Below are 22,242 nucleotides of genomic sequence, written 5' to 3'. Positions count from 1 at the left end.
CGGAGACTTCAAACCAATGAACAGCCGTCTGTCGAACGCCTCGATCGCGCAGCTGCCGGGCGCAATCGCCGTACCCCGCTACGATCGCGGCGCCGTGACGCCCGGCATCGTCCATCTCGGCGTCGGCGCCTTCCATCGCGCTCATCAGGCGGCCTATGTCGACGCCGTCCTGGCGGATGGCGATACAGGTTGGGGCATCATTGGCGTCTCGCTGCGCAGTCCCGATACACGCGATGCGCTGTCGCCGCAGGACGGTCTCTACACGCTGGCGGTGAGGGAAAGCGCCGGCGAGCAGTTGCAGATCATCGGCTCGATCCTGTCGTTGCTGGTGGCGCCCGAAGATCCGGACGCTGTGCTTACCGCGCTCACCGATCCGCGCACCCGCATCGTCACGCTGACCATCACCGAAAAGGCCTATCTAAGGGCCGCCGACGGCAGGCTCGACGAAACTCATCCCGACATCGTCCACGATCTGGGAAACCCTGGATCGCCGAAGACGGCGCATGGTTTCCTGGCCGAGGCGCTTGCGCGCCGCCGCGCCGCCGGCACGCCGCCCTTCACGGTGCTGTGCTGCGACAACCTTCCGGCCAACGGCGCCACGCTGCACAAGCTGTTGCTCGAGTTCGCGAAACTGCGCGACTTACGGCTCGCTCGACAGGGCGATGCCGGGCTCGCTCGACAGGGCGATACCGAACTCGCCAGCCATGTCGCCAACGAAGTGGCCTTCCCGTCTTCCATGGTCGACCGCATCGTGCCGGCGACCACCGACGCCGACCGCGCCCGCATCGCCGGCGAGCTTGGTCTCGAGGATGCCTGGCCGGTGATGACCGAGCCGTTCCGGCAATGGGTGATTGAGGATCGTTTCCCCACCGGGCGGCCGGCCTGGGAGAAATTCGGCGTCACCATGGTCGAGGATGTCGGTCCCTTCGAGGACATGAAGCTGAGGCTGCTCAACGGCGCGCATTCCGGCATCGCCTATCTTGGCCTGCTCAGCGGCCACGCCACCGTCGACCGCGCCTTCGCCGACCCGTCGATCCGACGGTTTGTCGACGCATTGTGGGCCGAAGCCGTGCCGACGCTGCCCCAGGATGCAGGTCTCGATACGGCCGCCTACACGGCCGAGCTCGCCCAGCGCTTCTCCAACACCGCGCTTGCCCATCGCACGGCGCAGATCGCCAATGACGGCAGCCAGAAACTGCCGCAGCGCATCGTCGCGTCAGCCATCGAATGCCTCGAAGCCGGGACCGAGTTCGTACACCTGACGCTGGTGGTCGCCGCCTGGATCGCCGCATGCGCCGCGCGCGGTGGCAGCTTGCCGGAGGGCCATTTCACCGATCCACTCGATACCGCCCTCAGCGACATCTTCGCCCGGATTCTGCCGACGGCGGAGATGACGGAGGCCGTGTTCGACCTCGCCGGCTTTGCCAAAGCTCATCCGGAGCGACAGAAGTTGATCGAGTCTGTCGCCACTCATCTCGTCCATTTCAAGCAGGGCGGTCCGAACCTGGCTCTCGCGGCGATCGGCATCGGCAAAGAACCGCCCCAGCTGGCCGAGTAGCGCGTCTGTACCGACTACTCGCCCGACCGTTCACGACCTGCCGTGTGGCATAGTCGGCCCCCGTTCGAGTTTCAGAACAGGCGCACTGCCTTGCTGACGAGATTAGAGCGGCTCGCCGTTTGCATGAAACGGCACGACACCCTGACAAGCAGGGCGGACCGTCTCCCAAACGAGAAAACGAGAAAACGGGGCAAACAAAAAAGCGGGGCAAGCCCCGGGCAAGCCCGCTCTCTTTCAGTCCATCGTAAGAGGCCGCCGTCAGGCCGGCAGCAGCGCGCCTTCCAACGTGGTGAGCTGGCTGAGAAACTGCTCGGCCTTGCTGCGGGCCTCGTCGTCCTTGGCGTCGGCGGCGTCTTCCCTGGCTTCCTGGATGCGGCGGGCGAGGTCAGCGCGGTCGATGTCGCCGACGGCGACCGCCGATTCGGCCAGCAGCGTGCAGCCGGAGGGCAGGATGTCGGCGAAGCCGCCGAACACGACGTAGCGCTCTTCCTTGCCCGCCGCGGTTTTCACCGTGACGACGCCGGGCTTGATCGTGGTCATGACCGGAGCGTGCTGCGCCATCACGGTCATCTCGCCTTCGGCGCCCGGGATGACGACGGACTCGACCTGCTCGGAAACGAGCAGCCGCTCCGGCGAGACCAATTCGAACTTGAAAGCTTCAGCCATGCCAATCTAGCGAGTAGGAATAGCGAGTAGCGAGTAGTGAAAAACTCGGCCGGCCCACTGATCCCTGTTCGCTACTCCCTATTCGCTATTCGCTTCTTTACGCCGCTTCAGCCGCCAGGCGCTGCGCCTTCTCGACCGCTTCCTCAATGCCGCCGACCATGTAGAAGGCGGCTTCGGGCAGATGGTCGTAATCGCCGGCGCAGAGGCCCTTGAAGCCCTTGATGGTGTCGGCAAGGTCGACCAGCTTGCCGGGCGAGCCCGTGAACACTTCGGCGACGAAGAACGGCTGCGACAGGAAGCGCTCGATCTTGCGGGCGCGGGCAACGGTCTGCTTGTCCTCTTCCGACAGCTCGTCCATGCCAAGGATGGCGATGATGTCCTGCAGCGACTTGTAGCGCTGCAGGATCGACTGCACCTGGCGGGCGACCTGGTAGTGCTCCTCGCCGACAACCATCGGGTCGAGCATACGCGAGGTCGAATCGAGCGGATCAACGGCCGGGTAGATGCCCTTTTCCGAGATCGCGCGGTTGAGCACGGTCGTGGCGTCGAGGTGGGCGAAGGAGGTGGCCGGCGCCGGGTCGGTCAAGTCGTCGGCCGGAACGTAGATTGCCTGCACCGAGGTGATCGAGCCCTTGGTCGTGGTCGTGATGCGCTCCTGCAGCGCGCCCATGTCGGTGGCGAGCGTCGGCTGATAGCCCACGGCCGAGGGGATGCGGCCGAGCAGCGCCGACACTTCCGAGCCCGCCTGGGTGAAGCGGAAGATGTTGTCGACGAAGAACAGCACGTCCTGGCCCTGGTCGCGGAAATACTCGGCGACGGTGAGGCCGGTCAGGCCGACGCGGGCGCGCGCGCCCGGCGGCTCGTTCATCTGGCCGTAGACCAGCGCGGCCTTCGAGCCCTGGCCGCCGCCCTTCTTGTTGACGCCCGATTCGATGAACTCGTGATAGAGGTCGTTGCCTTCGCGGGTGCGCTCGCCGACGCCGGCGAACACCGAGAAGCCGCCGTGGGCCTTGGCGACGTTGTTGATCAGCTCCTGGATCAGCACGGTCTTGCCGACGCCAGCGCCGCCGAACAGGCCGATCTTGCCGCCGCGGGCATAAGGCGCCAGCAGGTCGAGAACCTTGATGCCGGTGACCAGGATCTGCGCTTCTGTCGACTGGTCGACATAGGCCGGAGCCGGCTGGTGGATGGCGCGCATTTCGACGGCGTCGACGGGGCCGGCCTCGTCGACCGGCTCGCCGATGACGTTGATGATGCGGCCGAGCATGCCCGGGCCGACCGGCACCGAAATCGGTCCGCCGGTGTCATAGACATCCTGGCCGCGCACGAGACCTTCGGTCGAGTCCATGGCGATGCAGCGCACGGTGTTCTCGCCGAGATGCTGGGCGACTTCGAGGACCAGGCGGTTGCCGACATTGTCGGTTTCCAGCGCATTCAGAATGGCCGGGAGATGATCTTCGAACTGGACGTCGACGACGGCGCCGATGACCTGGCGCACCTTGCCGGCGGCGCCGACCCGCTTCGCCGCAACGCTGGCCGCCTTCGCCGGAGCCGCTGCCTTGGCCGGAGCGGCCGCCTTCTTGGCCGGAGCGGCATTCGCGGCTGCTGCCGGAGCCTTTGCCGCCTTGGGGGCCGGTGCCGCCTTGGCGGCGGTCTTCGGGGTAGCTGCTTTCGCCATCGTCTTTGCCCTTTTCGTCTGTCTGTTGCTCACGCCTTTGCCGCGAGGTCGATGGCCTCGGCGGCGGGGCGCGCCTAGAGCGCCTCGGCGCCCGAAATGATTTCGATGAGTTCCTTGGTGATCTGCGCCTGCCGCTGGCGATTGTAGGTGATCGACAGCCTGTTGATCATGTCGCCGGCGTTGCGCGTCGCATTGTCCATCGCGCTCATCTTGGCGCCCATCTCGCCAGCCGCGTTTTCCAGCAGCGCGCGGAAGATCTGCACCGCGATGTTGCGCGGGATGAGGTCGGAGAGGATCTCGCCCGGCTCCGGCTCGTATTCGTAGACGGCCGTGGCGCCGTTGCTCGTCTCGGCAGCGGCGGAAGCTGGGGCCGCCGGGATGATCTGCTGCGCCGTCGGAATCTGGCTGATCACCGACTTGAACTGCGAATAGAACAGCGTGCAGACGTCGAAGCCGCCCTGGTTGAACAGGTTGATCACCTTGCGCGCAATCGCATCGGCATTGACGAAGCCGAGCGTCTTGACCTCGCGCAAGTCGACGCGCTCGAGGATCAGCGAGCCGTACTCGCGGCGCAGGATGTCAAAACCCTTCTTGCCGACGCAGATGATCTTGATCTGCTTGCCGTCGGCGAGAAGCTTACGAATATGCTCGCGGGCCAGGCGCGCGATCTGGGAGTTGAAGCCGCCGCACAGGCCGCGCTCGGCGGTGCAGACGATGAGCAGATGCACGTCGTCCCTGCCGGTGCCGGTCATCAGCGCCGGGGCATCGCCGCCGCCGCCGATCGCCTGGGTGATGTTGGCCAGCACCGCCCCCATCCGCTCGGAATAGGGACGCGCCGCTTCCGCCGCTTCCTGCGCGCGACGCAGCTTCGCCGCGGCGACCATCTGCATCGCCTTGGTGATCTTCTGCGTCGCCTTGACCGAGGCGATACGGTTACGAAGGTCTTTTAATGAAGGCATGCTTCAAACCTGATCCCGTGCGTCCGGCTGCTCGTTAAGCGAAGGTCTTGGCGAAGGCGTCGATCTCGGCCTTGAGCTTGCCGCGCAGGTCGTCCGACAGCGCCTTCTCCTTGCGGATGCCGTCGAGCACGTCCTTGCCGGCCGAGCGCATGTGACTGAGCAGGCCATGCTCGAACTTGCCGACCTGGTTCAGCGCCAGCTTGTCGAGATAGCCATTGACGCCGGCGAAGATCACCGCGACCTGCTCTTCGGTCTTGAGCGGCGAGAACTGCGGCTGCTTCAGGAGCTCCGTCAGGCGCGAACCGCGATTGAGCAGACGCTGGGTGGCGGCGTCGAGGTCGGAGCCGAACTGCGCGAAGGCCGCCATTTCGCGGTACTGCGCGAGCTCGCCCTTGATCGAGCCGGCGACCTGCTTCATCGCCTTGACCTGCGCCGAGGAGCCGACGCGCGACACCGACAGACCGACGTTCACCGCCGGGCGGATGCCCTGGAAGAACAGGTTGGTCTCGAGGAAGATCTGGCCGTCGGTGATCGAGATCACGTTGGTCGGGATGTATGCCGACACGTCGTTGGCCTGCGTCTCGATGATGGGCAGCGCTGTCAGCGAGCCGTTGCCATTATCGTCATTGAGCTTCGCGGCGCGCTCCAGCAGGCGCGAATGCAGGTAGAACACGTCGCCCGGATAGGCTTCGCGACCCGGCGGGCGGCGCAGCAGCAGCGACATCTGGCGGTAGGCGACGGCCTGCTTCGACAGGTCGTCATAGCTGATGAGGGCATGCATGCCGTTGTCGCGGAAATATTCGCCCATGGTGCAGCCGGCGAACGGCGCCAGGAACTGCATCGGCGCCGGATCCGAGGCGGTGGCGGCGATGATGATGGAGTAGTCGAGCGCGCCGCGCTCCTCCAGCACCTTGACGAACTGCGCGACGGTCGAACGCTTCTGGCCGACGGCGACGTACACGCAGTAGAGCTTCTCCTTCTCCGGGCCGTTGTCGTGCACCGACTTCTGGTTCAGCATCGTGTCGAGGATGATGGCGGTCTTGCCGGTCTGACGGTCGCCGATGACCAGCTCGCGCTGGCCGCGGCCGACCGGGATCAGCGCGTCGATGGCCTTGAGGCCGGTCGACATCGGCTCATGCACCGACTTGCGCGGAATGATGCCGGGCGCCTTGACGTCGACGCGGCGGCGTTCGGTCGCCTGGATCGGGCCCTTGCCGTCGATCGGATTGCCGAGCGCGTCGACCACGCGGCCGAGCAGGCCGGGACCGACCGGAACGTCGACGATGGCGCCGGTGCGCTTGACGGTGTCGCCTTCCTTGATGTCACGGTCGTTGCCGAAGATGACGACGCCGACATTGTCGGCTTCGAGGTTCAGCGCCATGCCGCGGATGCCGCCCGGGAATTCGACCATCTCGCCCGCCTGGACGTTATCGAGCCCGTAGACGCGGGCAATGCCGTCACCGACGGACAGAACCTGGCCGACTTCGGAGACCTCGGCCTCCTTGCCGAAATTCTTGATCTGGTCTTTCAGAATTGCGGAAATTTCCGCGGCGCGGATGTCCATCAGCCGACCTCTTTCAGTGCAAGCTTGAGCGAATTGAGTTTGGTTTTGAGCGACGTATCGATCTGGCGCGAGCCCATCTTGACGATCAAGCCGCCGAGCAGCGACGGGTCGACGGTCATAGCGATGGCCACGTCCTTGCCGGCGATGCCCGTCAGCGTCGCCTTGAGTTCGGCCTGCTGCGCATCCGTCAGCGCATGCGCGGAGGTGACTTCGGCGGACGCCTCGCCACGGTGGTCGGCGGCAATCTGGCGGAACGCCTTGATCATGCCGGGCACGGCGAACAGGCGGCGGTTGCGGGCGACGACGCGCAGGAAATTGCCGACGAGGCCGGTGATGTTGGCTCTGGAGATGATCGCCCCGATCGCCTTGGCCTGATCGTCGCTGGAGAACACCGGGCTGTTGATGAGCCGGGCAAGGTCGGCGCTGCCGTTCAGCATCGCCTCGAAATCGTTGAGGTCGGCCTCGACCTGGGCGACCGAATTTTCCTGCAGCGCGAGCTCGAACAACGAGCTTGCATAGCGCTCTGCGACAGCTGAGATTGGCGATGACGATTGGGCCACGGACCGTCTTTTCTCTTGTCTGACAGGCCGCAGATTGTTGGCGCGAGCGAAAACTCTGGCTAAATCTTTGACCTTACTACGATTTTTCCAAGCACGGAGGGATGGCTTCCGCTATCCCCGGCCGAAAGTCGATTGCCGTCTAGCACAGGCCTTTTGAGACCGCAATGCATCGTCCGGCATGGTTTTCAGGCACTTTTGTCGCATCAGGCGGCGAAGGCCGAGCCTGAGCGGCGGATTAGTCACGAATTCACGGTACGAAGCCGAAGGCGAAGGCAAGCGGCAGCGCCGCCAGGGCCAATTCAACCACGATGGAAGCCCAGTTGAAAGGTGTATTGGCGCCGTCCGACATCATCGACAAAAGCCGACCGAAAGCGGTGAACAGCCATGAGAAGCCGAGCGCCATATAGAGCAGCGGCTGCGCGAGCAGGATGCAACACAGGCTGACGCCGAGATAGAAGCCCGACATGCGGCCGCGCCCTTCGGCGATCGCCGCCGCTTTCTCCGGCTTTGCCTGCAGGCGCAGGATGCGGAAGGCGAGATTCGGCGCCAGGAAGAGGACGAGGCCGATGAGCAGCGTCACGACGGCGCTCGACCATGCCAGCCACTCGCCCTGGCTCGCCGGCCACGGAAACGCGAACTCCATCTGATCCCCCTCGTAAAGTCTTGTTCTGAAATTGCCGGCATTCTAGCCGAGGAAAATCCGCGCGCCAGATGTCGGCCGGCACATTTGAAAAGACCGCAAGAGAAGAAGCGACAGAACAGCGCCCGATCAGGACAATGCGAAGTCGATCGCTGCCTCGGCATGGATGCGCGTGGTGTCGAACACCGGCATGTCGAAATCGCCCTGGCCGATCAGTATGGTGATCTCGGTGCAGCCCATGATGAGGCCGTCGATCTTTTCGTCGCGCCGCAGACGGCCGACTTCCTCGACGTAGGCGGACTTCGAGTCGGCTTTGACGACGCCTTGGCAGAGCTCATCATAGATAATCCGGTGCACCATGTCGCGGCCGGCCTGGGCGGGCACGACCGGCTGCAGGCCGTATTTGTCGGCGAGCCGCCCTTTATAGAAATCCTGTTCCATGGTGAAGCGTGTCGCCAGCAGCGCCGGGCGCTTCACGCCTGCGGCGACAACAGCGTGTCCAGTTGCGTCGGCGATATGGATAATGGGAATCGAGATGGCCGCTTGCACCGTGTCGGCGAGTTTGTGCATCGTGTTGGTGCAAATCATCAAGCCCTCGGCGCCGCCGGCCTCCAGCTTGCGCGCTGCTTTTACCAGAAGGACACCGGCGCCGTCCCAGTCGCCGGCATGCTGGCGTTCGGCGATCTCGGCGAAGTCGAACGACCAGAGCAACAGCTCGGCCGAATGCAGCCCGCCCAGCCGCTCGCGCACGATCTCGTTGAGCAGTCGGTAGTAGATCGCCGTCGATTCCCAGCTCATGCCGCCGATAAGGCCGAGGGTTTTCATAAAGCGAGCACTCCGTTGGGACTGTCTTTCTCGCTTATAGGAAGCTCTGCGGGTCGATGTCGACCTGCACCCTGACGGAGCCGCGCAGCTTCGGCCCCTCCGCCAGCATGGCTCGAATAAACCCTTGCATGTCCGCGCGCCGCCCGCCCTGGACAAGCAAGCGGAAGCGGTGGCGGCCGCCGATCAGCGACAGCGGCGCCTCGGCCGGTCCGAGCACGAAGAGATCGGAGGCTGTAGGTGCCGCGCGCCGCAAGCCCCGCGCATGGGTCTCGGCCTCGGCGCGTGTCGCGGCACTGACGATGATGCCGGCGAGCCGGCCGAACGGTGGCAGCGCGGCGCGCTCCCGCTCCGCGATTTCGCGCTCGTAGAAGGCTTCCGAATCGCCGGAGACGATCGCCCGCATCACCGGATGGTCGGGCTGGTAGGTCTGCAGCAGGCCGAGGCTCTTCTTGCCGGTGCGGCCCGCGCGCCCGGTCACCTGGCTGAGCAGCTGGAAGGTGCGCTCGGCGGCGCGCGGATCGCCATTGGCGAGGCCGAGATCGGCGTCGACCACGCCGACGAGCGTCATGCCGGGGAAGTTGTGACCCTTGGCGACGAGCTGCGTGCCGATGACGATATCGGCCTCGCCATTGGCGACGGCCTCGAGCTCGAGCCGCAGCCGGCGCACGCCGCCCAAGAGATCGGACGACAATACGATCGTGCGGGCTTCCGGGAAATGCGCCACCACTTCCTCGGCGATGCGCTCGACGCCCGGCCCGCAGGCGACCAGATGATCGAGCGTGCCGCATTCCGGGCAGGCCTCCGGCCGCCGCTCATTGTGGCCGCAATGATGGCAGACGAGCTGGCCGCGAAAGCGATGCTCGACCAGCCAGGCCGAGCAGACCGGGCAGCCGAAGCGATGGCCGCAGACGCGGCAGAGCGTCAGCGGCGCATAGCCGCGCCGGTTGAGGAAGAGCAGCGACTGCTCTTGTCTCTCCAGCGTGCGCTCCATCTGCTCCAGAAGGAGAGGCGACAGAAAACCGCCGCGCGCCGGCGGCGCGCGCCGCATGTCGATCGATTTCAGGTCGGGGAGCGCCGCCTCGGCAAAACGCGCCGACAGCACCGCGCGCTGGTAGCGGCCCTGGCTGGCGTTGACGCGGCTCTCGACCGACGGCGTCGCCGAGGCGAGCACGACCGGGAAAGCGCCGATATGGCCGCGCACCACCGCCATGTCGCGCGCATTGTAGAAGACGCGGTCTTCCTGCTTGTAGGCCGGGTCATGCTCCTCGTCGACGACGATCAGGCCTAGCTCCTTGAACGGCAAGAACAGCGCCGAGCGCGCCCCGGCGACGACGCGCACGCCACCCTCCGCCACCTGCCGCCAGACGCGTTCGCGCATCCGGGGCGGCAGGTCCGAATGCCACTCCGCCGGTTTGGCGCCGAAGCGGTCCTGGAAGCGTTCGAGGAAAGCGTGCGTCAGCGCGATCTCCGGCAGCAGGATCAGCACCTGCTTGCCCTTGTCGAGCGCCGCCGCCACCGCCTCGAAATAGACTTCCGTCTTGCCCGATCCGGTGACGCCGTCGAGCAGGGTGACGTTGAAGGCGCCGGCGGCGATCGCCGCGCGCAGCTTCTCGGCCGCCGCCTTCTGGTCCGGCATCAATTCCGGCACGGCATGGCCGGGATCGGGTGCGGCGACCACCGGCCTTGGCGGGATCATCACCGTCTCAAACACGCCTTGTGCCCTCAAGCCATCGATGACGGTCGAGGAGACACCCGCCGCATGGGCGAGACCGGAGCGCGTCCAGGCAAGCCCGCCTTCGGCCGTCTCCAGCACGCGGCGTCGCGCGTCGGTCAATCGGTCGGGCTCGGCAAGCGTGCGCTGCAGGCCTTCGATCCACGGCTCCGGGTCGAAAGCTTCCGGCGCCCTCAACAACATCCGCGCCACCATGCCGGGCGCCGACAGCGTGTATTGGGCGATCCAGTCGACGAAACGGCGCATCGCCTTGTCGATCGGCGGGCAGTCGAAGACCTCCTCGATCGGCCGCAGCTTTTTCGGATCGACGGATTCGACGACGGCGTCCCAGACGATGCCGGCGACCTGCCGCGGCCCCAGCGGCACGCGCACGATCGAGCCCGGCACCACGCGCATGCCTGGCGGCACGGCATATGTGTAGGGCCGTTCGGCCGGCATCGGCACCAGCACCGGCGCGGCCGCGACAAAGGGCGAATCTTCGATCATCGGGCGTGACCTTGCCCCGACTTTGCTCTAGATCAAAGGGGACCCCCGCATCTGCCTGGCTGGCGTCAGGCAATCCCCAAGGAGACAGCCATGAAGTTTTTTGTCGATACCGCTGACATCAAGGAAATTAAGGAGCTGCACGATCTGGGGCTGCTCGATGGCGTCACCACCAACCCGTCGCTGATCCTCAAATCGGGCGGCAAGATCGCCGAGGTCACCAAGCAGATCTGCGACATTGTCGAAGGCCCGGTCTCGGCCGAGGTCGTGGCGACCGAGTACAAGGAGATGATGGCCGAGGCCGAGGTGCTGGCCAAGATCGCACCGAATGTGGCCATCAAGGTGCCGCTGACGCTGGATGGTCTGAAGGCCTGCAAGACGATCCGCACCGAGATGAACCGCATGGTCAACGTCACGCTCTGCTTCTCGGCCAACCAGGCGCTGCTTGCCGCCAAGGCCGGCGCCTCCTTCATCTCGCCCTTCGTCGGCCGCATCGACGACACCGGCTCGGACGGCATGGAGCTGATATCGGAAATCCGCACCATCTACGACAATTACGATTTCAAGACCGAGATCCTGACCGCTTCCGTGCGTACGGTGAACCACGTCAAGCAGGCGGCTTTGATCGGCGCCGATATCGTGACCGCGCCGCCGGCGACGTTGAAGGCGCTGGTCAACCATCCGCTCACCGACAAGGGCCTCGCCGCCTTCCTCGCCGACTGGGCCAAGACCGGCCAGAAGATTGGCTGAGGCCCGAGATCAGACAACAAAAAGGCCGGGATAACCTGGCCTTTTTGTTGCATCGAATAGGGGAATAGCGCGGCGGCGCCCAGAGACCTGCTCAGGCCTTCTTGCCATTCTTGGCCAGGTCCTGGGCGATCGCCAGCCTGAGCAGATCGGCGAGCTCGCGGGCGGCGCGGTTCTCGGCGTCGATCTGCGCCCGGTAGGCCGCAAACTCCTGGCGCGGCCGGTCGAAGGAGGAAGGAATCGAGCGCTTGCCGAGCGCGACCACCGTGCCGGTCGCGGCGTCTCTGAGCACATAATTGGCGGTGAGGGTCACGGTGCCGGCCGTCGGCTCGTCCTCTTCGGTCTGCACCTGAACGATGGCCGCCGACTCGACAAGCTCGGTGACGCCGAGGTCGAGCGTATAGGCAGGCGATGCCGGCTCGCCCGAGCCCTGGCCGAAAGCGAAGATCAGGTTGTTGCGCACCTGCTGCGCAGGGCGCGTGCTGACCGGCTTGATCGATATCGAGGCCAGCTCGGCGGCGGCCCCGACCTGCGACCCGGCGGTGAGCGGCGCGCTGGAATAGAGCGGCCGCACCGTGCAGGCGGAGACCAGTGCCAGCGAGGCGATCAGGCCGCTGAGAGCAGCGCGACGCAGCAAACGCGCCGCCTGTGACTTTTCCGGATCAGGCAACGACATTGACGATCCTCTGCGGGATGATGATCACCTTGCGCGGGGCTTTACCATCGAGCGCTTTCTGCACGAAGTCGAGAGCCAGCACCGCTTTTTCGACGGCACCTTGATCCGCGTCGCGGGCAATTGTCAAATCCCCGCGCTTCTTGCCGTTGACCTGCACCGGCAGCATGATCTCGTTGTCGACGACTAGGGCCGGATCGTAGGCAGGCCAAGGCCGTTCGGCGACCATCTCGGTGCCGCCCAACGCCTCCCAGCATTCCTCGGCCAGATGCGGCATCACCGGCGCGATCACATGCACCAGGATCTCGACGGCCTCGCGGCAGGCGCCCTTCAGCGCCGCGTCAGCCTTGCCTTCGGCGACGTCGTTGAGCGGCACGGCCAGCGCATTGGCAAGCTCGTAGATGCGGGCGATAGCTCGGTTGAAGCCGAGCTTCTCGATGTCCTCGCCGATCGCCTTAAGGATCTTGTGCGCGGCCTTGGAAACGGCACCTGCCTCGCCTTCGCTCGCCGCGGCCGGCTTCACGTCGGCAAGCTGTTCGGCCGCGATCTGCACCAGGCGCCAGACGCGCTGCACGAAGCGATGCGCGCCGGCGGCACCTTCGTCGGTCCATTCGACGTCGCGCTCCGGCGGCGAGTCCGACAGCATGAACCAGCGCGCGGTATCGGCCCCGTAGCCGTCGGTGATCTCCTCCGGACTCACCGTGTTCTTCTTCGATTTCGACATCTTCTCGAGCGCGCCGATCGTCGCTTCCTCGCCGGTCGCGATCTCGATGGCGCGGCGCTTGCCGCCGGCGTCCTCGATCCTGACCTCGCTCGGCGACAGCCAGCGCCCATTTGTCGACGGACCGCCGACGCGGTAGGTCTCGTGCACCACCATGCCTTGCGTGAACAGGCCCTTGAACGGCTCGGCGAGGTTCAAATGGCCGGTCTCGCGCATGGCACGTGTGAAGAAGCGCGAATAGAGCAGATGCAGGATCGCGTGCTCGATGCCGCCGATATATTGGTCCACCGCCAGCCACTCGTCCGCCGCCTTCGGCTCGGTCGGCTCGTTCGCCCAGGGGGCGGTGAAGCGCGCGAAATACCACGACGAATCGACGAACGTATCCATCGTGTCGGTCTCGCGCCGCGCGTCGCGCCCGCATTGCGGGCATTTCACGTGACGCCATGTCGGATGCCGATCGAGCGGATTGCCCGGACGGTCGAACTCGATGTCGTCAGGCAGTTTCACCGGCAGATCGGCCTTCGGCACCGGCACCACGCCGCAGGCCTCGCAGTGGATCATCGGGATCGGGCAGCCCCAGTAGCGCTGGCGCGAGATGCCCCAATCGCGCAGGCGGAAATTCACCTTGCGCTCCGCCATCGGCCGGCCGCCGATCGTCCTCTGTTCGAGCAGCTTCGCCACCTCGTCGAACGCGCGCTGCGGCTTCATGCCGTCGAGGAAGCGCGAATTGATCATCACGCCGTCGTCGACATAGGCCTCCTCGATGATCTGGAAGGTCTTGGCGTCGCCGTCTTCCGGCATCACTACCGGGACTACGGGCAGGCCGTATTTGTTGGCGAAGTCGAGGTCGCGCTGATCGCCCGACGGGCAGCCGAAGATGGCGCCCGTGCCATACTCCATCAGCACGAAATTCGCGACATAGACAGGCAGCGTCCAACTGTCGTCGAAAGGATGGACGACGCGGATGCCGGTATCGAAACCCTTCTTTTCGGCCGTCTCAAGCGCCGCCACCGAGGTGCCCATATGGCGGACCTCGTCGATGAACTTGGCCAGCGCCGGATTGTTCTCGGCGGCTTGTCTGGCCAGCGGATGATCCGCCGCGACCGCCATGAAGGAGGCACCGAAGATGGTGTCCGGCCTGGTCGTGTAGACTTCCAGCTCGTGCATGTCGCCGCCGATCTTGGCAGAGCTTGCAGCCGCCAGCGGCCAGCGGATCAGCAGCCCTTCCGAGCGGCCGATCCAGTTATGCTGCATCAGCTTGACCTTTTCAGGCCATTCGTCGAGACGGCCGAGCGAATCCAGCAGGTCCTGCGCGAAATCGGTGATCTTGAAGAACCACTGCGTCAACTCGCGCTGCTCGACCAGCGCGCCCGAGCGCCAGCCGCGGCCGTCGATGACCTGCTCGTTGGCGAGCACCGTCATGTCTGCCGGGTCCCAGTTGACCTTGGAGGATTTGCGCGTCACCAGCCCCTTCTCGACGAAGTCGAGGAACAGCATCTGCTGGCGGTGATAGTAGTCGACGTCGCATGTGGCGAACTCCCGCGCCCAGTCGAGCGACAGGCCCATCATCTTGAGCTGCTCGCGCATGACGGCGATGTTTTCGTAGGTCCAGTCCTTGGGATGGACCTTGTTCTGCATCGCTGCGTTCTCGGCCGGCATGCCGAAGGCGTCCCAACCCATCGGGTGCAGCACGTTGAAGCCCTTGGCCCGCTTGTAGCGCGCGACGACGTCGCCCATCGTATAGTTGCGGGTGTGGCCGATATGGATCTTCCCCGAGGGATAAGGGAACATCTCGAGCACGTAGTATTTCGGCTTCGGGTCCTCGTTCCTGGCCTCGAACAGCTTCTTTTCGGCCCAGGCCTTCTGCCATTTGGGCTCTGACGTGCGCGGATTGTATCGTTCGGTTGCCATCGGATGTTTTTCACTTAAAAGCGGGTGCGCGGCGCTGGGCAAGGCCGGCAGCCGAGACAATGTCGTCGCGGTGTTCACCATGGATTGCCAGACCCGTCAACTGTGGCGATCCGGCGTTGGTGCTAAAACTATGGGCAGGATATGGACATGACGAGCCCCGTCGAACAGCTTCGCGCGGTCAAGGCGAAGATCGCAAGCGCCGAACGCGAGGCAAAGCGTGAGCCCGGCGCCGTCATGCTGGTTGCGGTCTCGAAGACCTTCGCGGCCGAAGATATCCGCCCGGTCATCGAGGCGGGCCAGCGTGTTTTCGGCGAGAACCGCGTGCAGGAAGCTCAAGGTAAATGGCCGGCGCTGAAAGCGGCGTTTCCCGACATCGAGCTGCACCTGATCGGGCCGCTGCAATCCAACAAGACGAAGGAAGCGGTGGCGCTTTTCGATGTCATCGAGACCGTCGATCGCGAGAAGATCGCCGCCGAGCTTGCCAAGGAGACCGCCAGGCAAGGCCGGGCGCCGAAACTCTATGTCCAGGTCAACACCGGTTCCGAGCCGCAGAAGGCCGGCATCGAGCCGCGCGACGCCGTCGCTTTCGTCAAACGCTGCCGCGAGGTGCACGGCCTCGCCATTGAGGGCCTCATGTGCATCCCGCCGGCGGACGAGAATCCCGGCCCGCATTTCGCGCTTTTGGAAAAGATCGCCCGCGAGGCCGGCGTCGCAATGCTCTCGATGGGCATGTCCGGCGATTACGAGACCGCGATCGCCTTCGGCGCGACCAGTGTCAGGCTGGGCTCGGCAATCTTCGGCAGTCGCTAAGCGCCTCGACACGCTGGCAGCGATCTTGTTACCGACCCGACAATCGAACGATAACGCTTCCGCCGGCGCTTGAAACGAACCGGGCCGTTCCTAACAAGCCCGCGGATGACGAGTGATGGGCGTTTCCGCCAACATTCGACGTACAGAGAACCTCTGCGCCGCTCAGTGCAGCACGAACTCCCCGTCCACTTTCCGCCACTCGTTCGGCGCGATCAGCTTCTGGTGCGTGTAGGTCACCGAATGCAGCGGGCCGTCGAGCTTGGTCTTCCAGAATTCGATGAAGCGGATCAGCACCGGAAACTCCGGCGCGATGTCGTAATCCTGCCAGATATAGCTTTGCAGCAGATGTGGATGGTCTGGGAAGTGATAAAGGATCTTGGCCGTGGTCAGCCCATAGCCGCTGAGCATCAAGTCCATTTCGAGATGATGGCGCATTGCCGTCCTCAGTTGATTCTCCTTTCCTCCCAACGCGAAACTCTGCGCCTCGTTGCTTAACCGTCTATTGATTTTCGCACATCAGACCCAAGTTTTCCATCGGAAAAACAGACGGTTAGCAGCCCTAGGGCGAGAGTGCTGACAGGCGTTTGCACTTGCCCCTGCGTCATCCCGCCGCGCGAATCCAACGTCTAATATTGCCGTCACGGCGGAACTGTTAATAATGCCGCGAATTCACGGCTGCTTCGCCGTGATGCCGTCGGCACATCAAGCCGGCGGAACGGTTTCGGAGGAAAGCTAGAAAATGTCCGATGTCCATGTCCACCGCGTCCAGCCGGCGTGGAAGAAAAACGCGCTGATCGACAACGACACCTATCTCAAATGGTATGCCGACAGCGTGAAGAACCCGGACAAGTTTTGGGGCAAGCACGGCAAGCGCATCGACTGGTTCAAGCCCTTCACCAAGGTCAAGAACACTTCCTTCGACGGCAAGGTCTCGATCAAGTGGTTCGAGGACGGCCAGACCAACGTTTCCTACAACTGCATCGACCGGCATCTGAAGAAGCGCGGCAACCAGACCGCCATCATCTGGGAAGGCGACAACCCTTACGATGACAGGAAGATTACCTACAACGAGCTCTATGCGCATGTCTGCCGCTTCGCCAATGTCCTGAAGAAGCACGGCGTCAAGAAGGGCGACCGCGTTACCATCTACATGCCGATGATCCCCGAAACGGCTTACGCGATGCTTGCCTGCACGCGTATCGGCGCCATCCATTCGGTCGTCTTCGGCGGCTTCTCGCCCGATGCGCTGGCCGGCCGCATCGACGACTGCAAGTCGACCATCGTCATCACCGCCGACGAGGGCCTGCGCGGCGGCAAGCCGATTGCGCTGAAGGACAACACCGACAAGGCCATCGACATCGCCGCCAAGGCCGGCACCAAGGTGGAAAAAGTGGTGGTGGTGCGACGCACCGGCGGCAAGACCGGCTGGGTGCCGGGCCGCGACGTCTGGTACCACGATGAGGCCGCGACCGTTAAGGCCGACTGCAAACCCGAGAAGATGAAGGCGGAGGACCCGTTGTTTATCCTCTACACATCGGGCTCGACCGGCAAGCCGAAGGGCGTGCTGCACACCACCGCCGGCTATCTCGTCTATGTTTCGATGACGCACCAGTATGTCTTCGATTACCATGACGGCGACATCTACTGGTGCACCGCCGATGTCGGCTGGGTCACCGGCCACAGCTACATCGTCTATGGCCCTTTGGCCAACGGCGCCACGACGCTGATGTTCGAGGGCGTGCCGAACTACCCGTCGCAGTCGCGCTTCTGGGAAGTCGTCGACAAGCACCAGGTCAACATCTTCTACACCGCGCCGACGGCGCTGCGCGCCCTGATGGGCGCCGGCGATTCCCATGTGAAGAAGACCTCGCGCAAGTCGCTGCGCGTGCTGGGCACGGTCGGCGAGCCGATCAATCCGGAAGCCTGGGAGTGGTATTTCAACGTCGTCGGCAACGCCAAGGTGCCGATCGTCGACACATGGTGGCAGACCGAGACCGGCGGCATCCTGATCACGCCGCTGCCGGGCGCCACCGACCTTAAGGCCGGCTCGGCGACACGGCCCTTCTTCGGCGTCAAGCCGCAGCTGGTCGATGGCGAAGGCAAGGTGCTGGAAGGCGCGGCCGACGGCAATCTCTGCATCACCGATTCCTGGCCCGGCCAGATGCGCACCGTCTATGGCGATCACGACCGTTTCGTGCAGACCTATTTCTCGACTTACAAGGGCAAATACTTCACCGGCGACGGCTGCCGCCGTGACGCCGACGGCTACTACTGGATCACCGGCCGCGTCGACGACGTCATCAACGTTTCAGGCCACCGCATGGGCACGGCGGAAGTTGAATCGGCGCTGGTCAGCCACGACAAGGTCTCGGAAGCCGCCGTCGTCGGCTATCCGCACGATATCAAGGGTCAGGGAATCTACTGCTACGTCACGCTGATGTCCGGCACGACGTCGAGCGAGGATCTGCGCAAGGAGCTTGTCGCCCATGTCCGCAAGGAGATCGGCGCCATCGCAACGCCCGACAAGATCCAGTTCGCGCCGGGCCTGCCCAAGACCCGTTCAGGCAAGATCATGCGGCGCATCCTGCGCAAGATCGCCGAGGACGATTACGGCGCGCTCGGCGACACCTCGACGCTCGCCGATCCGGCCGTGGTCGACGATCTCGTTGCCAACCGGCAGAATAAAAGGGCCTGATGAACGCGCAGTCCGCACTCGGCACCGTCAGCCAGCTATGGCGCTATCCGGCGAGCTCGCTCGCCGGCGAGCGGCTGGACACCATCTCCGTCGGCACGTCGACTGTCGACGGCGACCGGCTGTTCGGCCTGGTCGATGCCTCGGATGGCGAGATCGCCAGGCCGGACCGCGGACCGAAATGGCACAAGGTGCCGCTGATCCGCACCCGGCTGACCGAAGACCGCCGGCTCGAAGTGGCTGTGCCCGGCGGCGACTGGCTGCCGGCGCCCGACCCGGAAAGCGACCGGGTTCTTTCCGAATTTCTCGGCTTCGACGCCTCGATCCGGCCTTACTTCCGCGAGCACGCGCCGGGCTATGCCGGCCCGCTGACGGCCGAGCGATACAGCAGGACGCCGATCCATCTGCTCACCACCGCCTCGCTGGCGCGGCTGAAGGCGCTGCATCCGCAAGGCGTGCCAGATTCGCGCCGCTTTCGCCCCAACATCGTCGTCGACATGGAGCCGGTGGAAGGCTCCTTCCCGGAGACGGAATGGCTCGGCCGCAAGCTCGCGATCGGCGATCTGCTGCTCACGATCTCCGAGCCCTGCCGCCGCTGCGGCTTCACCATCATCGCCCAGGACGGCTTCGACAACGACCCCGGCATCCTGCGCAACCTGGTCCGCTACAACGCCCACAATATCGGCGTTTATTGCACCGTCGACCGGCCGGCACGCGTCGAGATCGGCGCGGAAGTGCGGTTCGCCTGACCTGCCTTGTCCCTACCGGTACAAATCTTCACGCGTCGGCGGCAGGCCGCTTGGTCCCCGCGCGCGCTTGGTGGCGACGGTCTGGAAAATCTGCGCCGAGGCGCGTTCGAAGGCGATCGAGCAGCCGGTGAGATAGAGCAGCCATAGCCGCGCTTTCGCCTCGCCGACCTCGGCGATCGCCTCGTCGAAGCGCGCATGGAGACGCTCGGCCCACAGCCGGCAGGTGCGCTGATAATGCTCGCGAAGGTTCTCGACATCATGGACGAGGAAGCCACGCGCCTCGAGATTGCCGAGCGTCATGCCGATCGTGTCGAGCTCTCCGCCTGGGAAGATGTATTTGATCAGCGCCTTGTATTCCGGGCCCTTGCGCAACGTCTTGCGGATGTCGCCCTTGCTGCGCCTGGTGATGGCGTGGTGCAGATAGACGCCGCCGGGCTTGAGCAGACGATGGACGGCCGAAAAGTAGGCGTCGTGATTGGCGATACCCAGATGCTCGAACATGCCGATGGACGATATCTTGTCGAATGCGCCGGAGAGCTCGGCGTAGGATTTGATCTCGATGGTGATGCGGTCCTCGAGACCCTCGGCGCGGATGCGCTCGCGGGCAAGCTGCGTCTGGGCCCGCGACAACGAGACGCCATGGCCGACGACGCCGTAATGCTTCGCCGCATGGATCAGCATCGCGCCCCAGCCGCAGCCGATATCGAGCAGCCTTTCGCCGGGCTTCAGCCTGAGCTTGCGGCAGATATGGTCGAGCTTGTCGACTTGCGCCTGGTCGATGCCGTTGGCGAAATCCTTGAAATACCCACAGCTATAGACCATGCGCTCGTCAAGGAAGAGCCGGTAGAAGGCATTCGAGATGTCGTAGTGATGCTGGATCGCTTCCTTGTTCGACCCGCTGACATAGGGGTTGCCGCCGGAGAGGTCGCTGCGCGCCGTCATCTGTTTTCGCGAGAACAGCACCACCGGCAGGTCGCGCAGGATCTCCAGCTTGGGCAATGATCTGAGCTTCGTCTTGAGCCTGCCCTGCGAGGGCACGGCGTAGAAGTCGAACAGCGTGCCCTCTTCGATGTCGACGGTCTTGGAAATCCACATCTCGACAAGCGTCGAGAAGGCAGGACGCCGCACCAGTTGCCAGACGATGTCCTGATCGTTGATGGCAAGCACCGGACCGCCGGCGGGCCCGATCCGCTCGCCGGTCCAAAGCCTGACCGCAAAACCCGGCTTCAACGTCTCGACGACCCTGCGTACGATCCGCGCGGCTCTGTCGGCGGCGTCCATTCCCACCTCCCAATAGGCGAACCCCGCCCTCGAGCGCCACTGTCGTCCACCGGCCCGTCGACCGCAATCCCGATCTGTTGCGCAAAAGCATCGCGCGAGGATGATCCTCGCCCGATGCACGGCCATTCCGTAGCGTCATCTTGTGTTTTGCCGCGACGCACCCCATCATTTGGCTGTGTTCAACAAACCGAAAGGAGGTGATCCGATGTCGAGTGATTTCGTTTTCCATAACGTGAGCTCAGCGGATTGCACTTCCGGGAAGCAGTCTTCCCGTTAAGGCGCGAGACGCGCGGCAGGTGACCCGAAGGGGTCGCCGCCAGGAGCCGCGTCATGGACGGAAACACGGAAGGCCGCCTGCTTCGTCAAGAAGCGGCGGCCTTTTCCTTTTCTCGCGGCCTGCCCTGTGGGTCAGCGATTGATGGTGAGCTTCTCGATATTGCGGGTGATCTGATCGAAGGCATCTGACAGTTCGGTGCCCGTGGCGGCCTCGTAAAAATGCTTCAGCGACGACGTGTCGTCGGTCGCACAGTCCTTCAATACGGATCTCGCTTGATCCCTCTCGGTCGTCGTCATCGACGGATCGTTGAGATCGAAGCCGATGGTGAAAACCTCTATGCCGTCGTGCTTCATATTCTCGCAAATGGCTTCGGCATTGGCGCGCGACCTCCGGCCCTCGTCGTCGGACGCGGACGTGCCGCGCCCGCGGGCAAAGGCGGTGTTGAACTGGCCATCCGTCATCAGGATGGCTATCTTTGCCACTTTCTTCGGATCGAAATTCGCCGGACCGGCGCCCAGGCGGGCATCGGCGATGGCCGAACGCCAGGACGGCGAAAGCATGTAATAGCCCCATTGCGCGGCAATCCCACCTGCCGTCACGCCCGCAGCTTGGAAATGACCGATGGCCGTGAGCAGCGTGTTCTGATCGGCCGTCAGCGGAACCACAGCCGCGGATGGACACACTTTCATGCGGTAGTCGCGGTTGACCTTGGCCTGATAGGTCCTGCCATTGTTGTCCTGCCTCAGCGTATACGGGCCATCCGACGAATAATCGGCATAGCCGTCCTTGTCCTTGCGCTCGGTGGCGCATTTGTCAGGCGCGGTCGTCACGGAAATGGCAAGCGGCGCATCGATCGGCGGCGGCAGCTTCGGTCCGGCCGACGTCTCGACGAAGACGGTGTCGGCGAGGCCGCCAGTGTTGACGGCCTCGGCATAGGGGACGATCGCCACCCGGACCCGAGGCTCGCTGGGATCCCGGTTCTGTCCCAGGAGATCCTTGACCGTCTGCGACGCGGCCGCCTGCAGGTCGCCGATCTTATTGGTCTTGGCGCGCTTGTTGGCCGCCATGGAGCCGGTGATGTCGAGCATCAGCGCCACCTCGATCTTCTTGTCTGAATAGAGCGCGGTGGTCGAGGCGCCGACACGCTGCATATCGCCAACGCTGAACAGCGGAAAATAGAGGCCGACATCGGCATGCGCATTCACCTGCACGGTCTTCGATGTCCTGTCGATGGTGAGCTTGTCGAGCACGATCTGTTTGGCCTGCAGGATGCCGGCCGCGCTGTTGGCGTCGAGAAATGCCTGTACCGACGCGTCGGCATCGGCTTCCTTGATGACACCAAGGGTGAGATCGCGTGCCGTCGAGGTCACAGCGGCATCGACGACGCTCTGCAGACTCGATCTCGCATTGTAGACCTGCGCGATATTGACTGCGAATCCCACCCCCAGCGCCAGCACCGATGCGGCAGCCCCAAACAGAACCGCGAAATTGCCTCCGCGATCCCGCGCAAAGCCGTCCACCCCACAAACGAGACCTTTCAACTGCCGCATCCTCACCCCCGCCTGCTGCGGCTTCGGTGCCGCTCAACGGAAGCGCTGCAGGACTTCGGCCAGACACGGCCACCCTTCTGTTCGAAAGCGCGGAGCGACAGCTAACTCATTGTTTCTGCTGGAACACGGCAGACAGGAAGGTGAATGGCGGGTAAATGGAAACGCA

At 64.3% G+C, this 22,242-nt stretch carries 18 protein-coding genes; 5 read left to right on the top strand and 13 right to left on the bottom strand.

Annotated features, from left to right (window positions below):
• Positions 1-16 precede the first annotated feature (16 nt).
• Positions 17-1,558, top strand: coding sequence for a mannitol dehydrogenase family protein (locus P9217_RS12750; protein WP_278085877.1), 1,542 nt, complete (start codon positions 17-19; stop codon positions 1,556-1,558).
• Positions 1,559-1,816: 258 nt separating this feature from the next.
• Here the strand turns inward: P9217_RS12750 and P9217_RS12745 are convergent, their stop codons facing one another.
• From P9217_RS12745 to P9217_RS12710, 8 genes are all read right to left on the bottom strand, one after another.
• Positions 1,817-2,224: a F0F1 ATP synthase subunit epsilon gene (locus P9217_RS12745; RefSeq protein ID WP_067001534.1), complete on the bottom strand. Its 408-nt coding sequence runs from the start codon at positions 2,222-2,224 to the stop codon at positions 1,817-1,819.
• A 97-nt stretch (positions 2,225-2,321) separates the two neighbouring features.
• Positions 2,322-3,902, bottom strand: a complete 1,581-nt coding sequence (atpD, locus tag P9217_RS12740) for a F0F1 ATP synthase subunit beta (RefSeq protein WP_067002177.1) — start codon at positions 3,900-3,902, stop codon at positions 2,322-2,324.
• A gap of 74 nt (positions 3,903-3,976) precedes the next feature.
• Entirely contained in the window at positions 3,977-4,861 is an 885-nt protein-coding gene (locus P9217_RS12735) for a F0F1 ATP synthase subunit gamma (protein ID WP_278085878.1), read from the bottom strand.
• 34 nt (positions 4,862-4,895) lie between these two features.
• The gene (gene atpA / locus P9217_RS12730) at positions 4,896-6,425 is read right to left on the bottom strand and encodes a F0F1 ATP synthase subunit alpha (RefSeq protein ID WP_067001528.1); all 1,530 of its coding nucleotides are present in this window, start codon (positions 6,423-6,425) and stop codon (positions 4,896-4,898) included.
• Positions 6,425-6,985, bottom strand: a complete 561-nt coding sequence (locus P9217_RS12725) for a F0F1 ATP synthase subunit delta (RefSeq protein ID WP_067324965.1) — start codon at positions 6,983-6,985, stop codon at positions 6,425-6,427. Before P9217_RS12725 ends, atpA begins: the two co-directional genes overlap by 1 nt.
• 247 nt (positions 6,986-7,232) lie before the next feature.
• Positions 7,233-7,628: a DUF4345 family protein gene (locus tag P9217_RS12720; RefSeq protein ID WP_067324963.1), complete on the bottom strand. Its 396-nt coding sequence runs from the start codon at positions 7,626-7,628 to the stop codon at positions 7,233-7,235.
• A 126-nt stretch (positions 7,629-7,754) separates the two neighbouring features.
• Positions 7,755-8,450 carry an aspartate/glutamate racemase family protein gene (locus P9217_RS12715; protein ID WP_127214112.1) on the bottom strand — a complete coding sequence of 232 codons (696 nt, stop codon included), beginning with the start codon at positions 8,448-8,450 and terminating at the stop codon, positions 7,755-7,757.
• A gap of 34 nt (positions 8,451-8,484) precedes the next feature.
• The gene (locus P9217_RS12710) at positions 8,485-10,668 is read right to left on the bottom strand and encodes a primosomal protein N' (RefSeq protein ID WP_095830934.1); all 2,184 of its coding nucleotides are present in this window, start codon (positions 10,666-10,668) and stop codon (positions 8,485-8,487) included.
• Between the two features lie 90 nt (positions 10,669-10,758).
• On the opposite strand from P9217_RS12710, the gene fsa reads away from it, so the two are divergent.
• The gene (fsa, locus tag P9217_RS12705) at positions 10,759-11,415 is read left to right on the top strand and encodes a fructose-6-phosphate aldolase (protein ID WP_095799713.1); all 657 of its coding nucleotides are present in this window, start codon (positions 10,759-10,761) and stop codon (positions 11,413-11,415) included.
• Positions 11,416-11,506: 91 nt separating this feature from the next.
• Here fsa and lptE read toward each other — a convergent pair whose 3' ends face one another.
• Together lptE and leuS are read right to left on the bottom strand one after the other, a co-directional pair.
• Entirely contained in the window at positions 11,507-12,088 is a 582-nt protein-coding gene (gene lptE / locus P9217_RS12700) for an LPS assembly lipoprotein LptE (protein ID WP_067324955.1), read from the bottom strand.
• Positions 12,075-14,717 carry a leucine--tRNA ligase gene (gene leuS, locus P9217_RS12695; protein ID WP_278085879.1) on the bottom strand — a complete coding sequence of 881 codons (2,643 nt, stop codon included), beginning with the start codon at positions 14,715-14,717 and terminating at the stop codon, positions 12,075-12,077. The genes lptE and leuS overlap by 14 nt, the downstream gene beginning before the upstream one ends.
• Positions 14,718-14,864: 147 nt before the next feature.
• On the opposite strand from leuS, the gene P9217_RS12690 reads away from it, so the two are divergent.
• Complete coding sequence (locus tag P9217_RS12690) at positions 14,865-15,527, top strand: YggS family pyridoxal phosphate-dependent enzyme (RefSeq protein WP_127247285.1); 663 nt, start codon at positions 14,865-14,867, stop codon at positions 15,525-15,527.
• A 162-nt stretch (positions 15,528-15,689) separates the two neighbouring features.
• On the opposite strand, the gene P9217_RS12685 is transcribed toward P9217_RS12690, so the two are convergent.
• Complete coding sequence (locus tag P9217_RS12685) at positions 15,690-15,962, bottom strand: aspartate-semialdehyde dehydrogenase (RefSeq protein WP_067001506.1); 273 nt, start codon at positions 15,960-15,962, stop codon at positions 15,690-15,692.
• Positions 15,963-16,266: 304 nt separating this feature from the next.
• Here P9217_RS12685 and acs point away from each other — a divergent pair, with 304 nt between their 5' ends.
• Positions 16,267-18,222: an acetate--CoA ligase gene (gene acs / locus P9217_RS12680; protein ID WP_095824161.1), complete on the top strand. Its 1,956-nt coding sequence runs from the start codon at positions 16,267-16,269 to the stop codon at positions 18,220-18,222.
• Entirely contained in the window at positions 18,222-18,968 is a 747-nt protein-coding gene (locus tag P9217_RS12675; protein WP_278085880.1) for an MOSC N-terminal beta barrel domain-containing protein, read from the top strand. The genes acs and P9217_RS12675 overlap by 1 nt, the downstream gene beginning before the upstream one ends.
• A gap of 12 nt (positions 18,969-18,980) precedes the next feature.
• On the opposite strand, the gene P9217_RS12670 is transcribed toward P9217_RS12675, so the two are convergent.
• Positions 18,981-20,249 (bottom strand): cyclopropane-fatty-acyl-phospholipid synthase family protein, encoded by a 1,269-nt coding sequence (locus tag P9217_RS12670; RefSeq protein ID WP_278057111.1) that lies wholly within the window; start codon positions 20,247-20,249, stop codon positions 18,981-18,983.
• Positions 20,250-20,657: 408 nt separating this feature from the next.
• A complete protein-coding gene (locus P9217_RS12665; RefSeq protein ID WP_278085881.1) occupies positions 20,658-22,076 on the bottom strand; it encodes a pilus assembly protein in 1,419 nt (472 codons plus the stop codon).
• Positions 22,077-22,242: the final 166 nt, after the last annotated feature.

The sequence above is a fragment of the Mesorhizobium sp. WSM4989 genome (assembly GCF_029625795.1).
Taxonomy (GTDB): domain Bacteria; phylum Pseudomonadota; class Alphaproteobacteria; order Rhizobiales; family Rhizobiaceae; genus Mesorhizobium.
Note: the sequence above shows the minus strand (reverse complement) of the source record. Positions and strands in the feature narration are given on the sequence as shown.